The organism is Rhodoplanes roseus, assembly GCF_003258865.1.
GTDB classification, from domain to species: domain Bacteria; phylum Pseudomonadota; class Alphaproteobacteria; order Rhizobiales; family Xanthobacteraceae; genus Rhodoplanes; species Rhodoplanes roseus.
Window position 1 is genome coordinate 10,489 of record NZ_NPEX01000142.1, and the last position, 3,963, is coordinate 14,451.

5 protein-coding genes are annotated in these 3,963 nt (G+C 67.7%); 4 read left to right on the plus strand and 1 reads right to left on the minus strand.

All coding sequences use genetic code 11. The annotated features are described in order from the left end of the window. The first annotated feature begins 68 nt into the window (after positions 1-68). Positions 69-587, plus strand: a complete 519-nt coding sequence (locus CH341_RS18885; RefSeq protein WP_111420542.1) for a peptide deformylase — start codon at positions 69-71, stop codon at positions 585-587. Positions 588-676: 89 nt separating this feature from the next. On the opposite strand, the gene CH341_RS18890 is transcribed toward CH341_RS18885, so the two are convergent. Beyond that, positions 677-1,147 carry a pyridoxamine 5'-phosphate oxidase family protein gene (locus tag CH341_RS18890; protein ID WP_111420543.1) on the minus strand — a complete coding sequence of 157 codons (471 nt, stop codon included), beginning with the start codon at positions 1,145-1,147 and terminating at the stop codon, positions 677-679. Between the two features lie 102 nt (positions 1,148-1,249). Here CH341_RS18890 and CH341_RS18895 point away from each other — a divergent pair, with 102 nt between their 5' ends. Genes CH341_RS18895 through CH341_RS18905 form a run of 3 tightly spaced genes read left to right on the plus strand, consistent with a single transcriptional unit; the run spans position 1,250 to position 3,910 of the window. After that, complete coding sequence (locus tag CH341_RS18895) at positions 1,250-2,470, plus strand: acyl-CoA dehydrogenase (protein WP_111420547.1); 1,221 nt, start codon at positions 1,250-1,252, stop codon at positions 2,468-2,470. A gap of 39 nt (positions 2,471-2,509) precedes the next feature. Then, entirely contained in the window at positions 2,510-2,659 is a 150-nt protein-coding gene (locus tag CH341_RS18900; RefSeq protein WP_111420544.1) for an OadG family protein, read from the plus strand. 15 nt (positions 2,660-2,674) lie between these two features. Further along, positions 2,675-3,910: a sodium ion-translocating decarboxylase subunit beta gene (locus tag CH341_RS18905; RefSeq protein ID WP_111420545.1), complete on the plus strand. Its 1,236-nt coding sequence runs from the start codon at positions 2,675-2,677 to the stop codon at positions 3,908-3,910. The last annotated feature ends 53 nt before the right edge of the window (positions 3,911-3,963 follow it).

A 3,963-nucleotide genomic window follows, 5' to 3' on the forward strand; every position in this document is an offset into this window, starting at 1 on the left:
GCCCCCACCCGCCCCGGTCGTAGCACCCCGGATTTGACGCCTCGCGTGACTTTCCTTAAATCGCCGCCATGGCGATCCGAGACATCATCCTTCTCCCCGACAAGCGGCTCCGGCTGGTGTCCGAACCGGTCACGACGATCGACGACGAGATTCGCACGCTCGTCGCCGACATGTTCGACACCATGTACGACGCCCCCGGCATCGGCCTGGCCGCCATCCAGGTCGCGGTGCCCAAGCGCGTCGTCACCATGGACCTCTCCCGCAAGGAGGAGGAGAAGCAGCCGCGCGTCTTCATCAATCCGGAGATCGTGTGGTCGTCCGAGGAGACCAATGTCTACGAGGAGGGCTGCCTGTCGATCCCGGACGTCCACGAGGACGTCGAGCGGCCCGAAAGGGTGCGGATCCGCTGGATGGATCTGGACGGCAAGACCCACGAGGAGACGGCGGACGGCCTGTTCGCCACCTGCGTCCAGCACGAGATCGATCACCTGAACGGCGTGCTGTTCATCGACCATATCTCGCGGCTGAAGCGGCACTTCATCACCAAGAAGTTCGCCAAGGCCGCCGCCCGCCGCGCGGCGGAGTGAGGGCGGCCGGGACCCCGGCCGGCGCGACATTTCAGCCGTGACGGCCGCACCGGCCGAAGCCAGCGACCCGGGCGGCCGAACCGCCTCGCCTAGCTGCGCTGCAGCACCAGCGTCTCCTTGTGGCCGAAGCCGCGGGCATTGTCGATCAGCACCACCTGGTCGGGATCGAGCCGGTAGAGCGAAACGCGAGCGACGGCGTCGCGCAGGCGCTCCGGCAGCGCGTCGAGCCGTTTCAGGAACGTGTAGCGGTCCGCCAGCAGGCCGCGCAGGCGCACCGTCTCGGCCGGATCGTCGACCCGGCGGGCACGACCGTGCATCTGGACACCACGCACCGCCGTGAAGTCCGCCGTGTCGGCCGCAATCGTGGCCGCGACGGCCCGCTCCGCCTCCAGCTCCAGCGAATGCCGCGCCCCGGCCTCCGACACCCAGACGAGCGCGAGCCCGTCGCGCGCATAGAACAGATTGACCGCATGCGGCCCGGAGGGGCCGACGGTCGCCAGCGACATCACGTGATGCAAATCCAGAAACCCCGCTACGCGCGCGGAAAGCAACTCGGACATGGGGTTTTCACTGTTCCTGGCGGCTAATCGGGTCCGTTATAATCGAGCAGCACGCGGGATATTGGTTTCGGGCCGTCCGGACAAGGGGACGCTGCGATGAGCATGGCCGAGCACGACCCCGCCCCGCTGGCCCCCGAGCCGCTGGGCGGCTCCTTCCACTGGGACGATCCGTTCCAGCTCGACGATCAGCTCACCGAAGAGGAGCGGCTGATTCGCGACACCGCACGGGCCTATGCGCAGGACCGCCTGATGCCGCGCGTGGTGCGCGACTATCTCGACGAGACCACGGACCGGGCGATCTTTCGCGAGATGGGCGAGCTCGGCCTGCTCGGCGTCACCCTGCCGGAGGCCCAGGGCGGCGCCGGCGCGACTCACGTCGGCTACGGGCTCGTCGCGCGCGAGCTCGATCGAGTCGATTCGGGCTTTCGCACGCTGATGAGCGTGCAGTCCTCGCTGGTCGCATACCCGATCTTCCATTTCGGCAGCGACCGCCAGCGCGCCGCCTTCCTGCCCGGCCTGGTCTCGGGCGAGAGGATCGGCTGCTTCGGCCTGACCGAGCCGGACGCCGGCTCCGACCCGGCCGGAATGACGACGCGGGCCGACAAGGTCGACGGCGGCTACCGGCTCACCGGGGCCAAGACCTGGATCACCAATGCGCCGATCGCCGACCTGTTTCTGGTGTGGGCCCGCTCGGCCGCTCACGACGGGGCGCTGCGCGCCTTCCTGATCGAGCGCGGCACCGCCGGTCTCTCGACCACTGCGATCAAGGGGAAGCTGTCGCTGCGCACCTCCGTCACGGGCGAGGTCGTGCTCGACGGCGTGACGGTGGCCGAGGACGCCCTGCTGCCCGGCGTCGCCGGCATGGCGGGCGCGTCGCGCTGCCTCGCGCCGGCCCGCTACGGCATCGCCTTCGGCGTGATGGGCGCGGCCGAGGACTGCTGGCACCGGGCCCGTCAGTACACGCTCGACCGCAAGCAGTTCGGCCGTCCGCTGGCCGCGACCCAGCTGGTGCAGAAGAAGCTCGCCGACATGCAGACCGAGATCGCGCTCGGCCTGCAGGGCGCGCTGCGGCTCGGCCGCCTGATGGACCAGGGCCGCGCCTCGATCGAGCTGGTCTCGCTGATGAAGCGCAACAATTGCGGCAAGGCGCTCGACATCGCGCGCGCCGCCCGCGACCTGCATGGCGGCAACGGCATCCAGGTCGAGTACCACGTCATGCGTCACGCCCAGAATCTGGAGACCGTGAACACCTACGAGGGGACGCACGACATCCACGCCCTGGTTCTCGGACGAGCACAGACCGGCATCAAGGCATTCGGCTGAACGGGGCGTCACGGGCCGCCACAATCACGGGGAAGAAGCATGGACAAACTGACATTCGGGCTAACCATGATGGTGGTGGGCATAGGGGGAACGTTTCTCACCCTGGCGATCCTCATCTGGTCGATCCAGATCCTCAAGAAGATCTTTCCGCTCTCGGCCGAGGACGGAAGCAAATCGAACCGCGGCTAGACGGGGACTTCTGAAATGATCGAAGGCATTTTCACCGGGCTCCTCGGTCTGACCGACGGCGTCCAGATCCTGTTCACGATCGCCGGGCTGAAGCAGATCGTGATGCTGATCATCGGCGGAACGCTGATCTTCCTGGGCGTCAAGAAGGACGTCGAGCCGCTGCTGCTGGTGCCGATCGGCTTCGGCTGTCTGCTCGTCAACATCCCGGGCAGCGAGCTGATGCACCAGGGCATCGACATCGGCGCCAAGCAGGTGCTCGACGCGCTCGGCCCGACGGCGCCCGAAGCGCTGAAGGCGATGGCGAAGGACGACACCGGGTTCCTGCGCAGCATCTACAACATGGGAATCGCCAACGAGCTGTTCCCGCTGCTGATCTTCATCGGCATCGGCGCCATGACGGATTTCGGCCCGCTGCTGGAGAACCCCAAGATCCTGCTGTTCGGCGCCGCCGGCCAGTGCGGCATCTTCCTGACGCTGCTGCTCGCGCTGTGGCTCGGCTTCCCGCATCTCGAGGCGGTCTCGATCGCCGTGATCGGCGCCTGCGACGGCCCCACCGCCATCTACGTCGCGTCGCAATACGCGCCGCAGCTGCTCGGCCCGATCTCGGTCGCGGCCTATTCCTACATGGCGCTGGTGCCGATCATCCAGCCGCCGATCATGAAGGCGCTCACCACCGACAAGGAGCGCAAGACCCACATGCCGACGGTCAAGCGGACCGTCTCGTTGAACGCCAAGGTGATGTTCCCCATCATCGTCACCGTGGTGACGGGTCTGATCGCGCCGAAGGGCCTGCCCCTGATGGCGTCGATCATGCTCGGCAACTTCATGCGGGAATGCGGCGTCGTCACCCGCCTGACCAAGGCGTCCGAGAACGAGATCGCCAACATCGCGACCCTGTTCCTCGGCATCGCCATCGGGGCCACCATGGCGGCCGACGACTTCCTGAAGCCGACCACGCTGGCGATCTTCGCGCTCGGCTTCGTCGCCATCTGCCTCGACACCGTCGTCGGCGTCCTGTTCGGCAAGATCTGGTACGTCCTGTCGGGCGGCCGCATCAATCCGCTGATCGGCGCCGCCGGCATCTCGGCCTTCCCGATGGCGGCGCGCGTCGTCCAGGCGCAGGGCCAGCGCTACGACAAGCGCAACTTCCTGCTGATGCACGCGATGGGCGCCAACTGCGGTGGCCAGATCGGCTCCGTCGCGGCGGCCGCCGTGATGCTCTCGGTGCTCAAGGGCCTGGGACTGATCTGATCGCCCGGGGGCGCCGGTTCGCCGGCGTCCGCGACCGGCCTCACGAGACCAGG

What these genes read in the sequence shown, in the direction of transcription:
- CH341_RS18885 (WP_111420542.1), top strand. Translation starts at nt 69, where the DNA reads ATGGCGATCCGAGACATCATCCTTCTCCCCGACAAGCGGCTCCGGCTG.
- CH341_RS18890 (WP_111420543.1), bottom strand. Translation starts at nt 1,147, where the DNA reads ATGTCCGAGTTGCTTTCCGCGCGCGTAGCGGGGTTTCTGGATTTGCAT.
- CH341_RS18895 (WP_111420547.1), top strand. Translation starts at nt 1,250, where the DNA reads ATGGCCGAGCACGACCCCGCCCCGCTGGCCCCCGAGCCGCTGGGCGGC.
- CH341_RS18900 (WP_111420544.1), top strand. Translation starts at nt 2,510, where the DNA reads ATGGACAAACTGACATTCGGGCTAACCATGATGGTGGTGGGCATAGGG.
- CH341_RS18905 (WP_111420545.1), top strand. Translation starts at nt 2,675, where the DNA reads ATGATCGAAGGCATTTTCACCGGGCTCCTCGGTCTGACCGACGGCGTC.